The organism is Actinotalea sp. JY-7885, assembly GCF_014525465.1.
Taxonomy (GTDB): Bacteria; Actinomycetota; Actinomycetes; order Actinomycetales; family Cellulomonadaceae; genus Actinotalea.
In genome coordinates this window covers 1-919 of the sequence record NZ_JACEXH010000335.1, presented here as the reverse complement: position 1 = coordinate 919, position 919 = coordinate 1, and the positions used below count along the sequence as shown (strand labels likewise).

The following is a 919-nucleotide window of genomic DNA, read 5'->3' as shown; positions in this document are numbered from 1 at the left end:
GAACGCGGAGGAGGCCCGGCTCGTGCCCGGCGCGGAGGTCTGGTCGGCGGCGTCGCTGGCCGAGGTCGCGGTCGCCCACGGCGCCGAGCTCGACGAGCTCCCGGACGTCGAGCCCGCGCTCGCCGAGACCGCGCCGCCGCGGGGCCGGGCGGCACCGGACCTGGTGGACGTCGTCGGGCAGCGCACCGCGCGGTGGGCGCTCGAGGTGGCCGCGGCCGGCGGGCACCACCTGCTCATGGTCGGCCCGCCCGGCGCCGGCAAGACGATGCTGGCCGAGCGGCTCCCGGGCCTGCTGCCGGACCTCGACGAGCAGGAGGCGGTCGAGGTCACAGCGGTGCACTCGGTCGCGGGCACCTTCCGGCCCCAGGACGGGCTGCTGCGCCGGCCACCGTTCGAGAACCCCCACCACACCGCGACGCCGGCGGCGGTGGTCGGCGGCGGCTCCGGACTGCCACGGCCGGGGGCGGCGTCGCGGGCGCACCGCGGGGTCCTGTTCATGGACGAGGCGCCGGAGTTCTCGACCCGGGTGCTGCAGACGCTGCGCCAGCCGCTCGAGGACGGCGAGCTCGTGATCCACCGCTCGGGAGGCAGCGCGCGCTTCCCGGCCCGCTTCCAGCTGGTCCTGGCCGCCAACGCGTGCCCGTGCGGCCGATCGGTCGGCAAGGGGCTGTCGTGCGAGTGCACGGCGCTCCAGCGCCGCCGCTACTTCGCCCGCCTGTCCGGTCCGCTGCTGGACCGGGTGGACCTCCAGCTCGAGGTCCTGCCGGTGACGCGGGCCGACCGCCACGGCGCCGGTGACCCGGAGCCCACCGTCGCCGTCGCGGCGCGGGTGGCGCGGGCCCGTGCGGCGGCGCGGACGAGGCTGGCGGGGACGCCGTGGCGCACCAACGGCGAGGTCACGGGCGCCTGGCTGCGCGCG

The 919-nt window shown here is 78.7% G+C and carries 1 protein-coding gene; it reads left to right on the top strand.

The features are described from left to right. A partial coding sequence (locus tag IDM29_RS16830) for a YifB family Mg chelatase-like AAA ATPase (RefSeq protein WP_188037854.1) occupies positions 1-919 on the top strand: 919 nt, incomplete at both ends.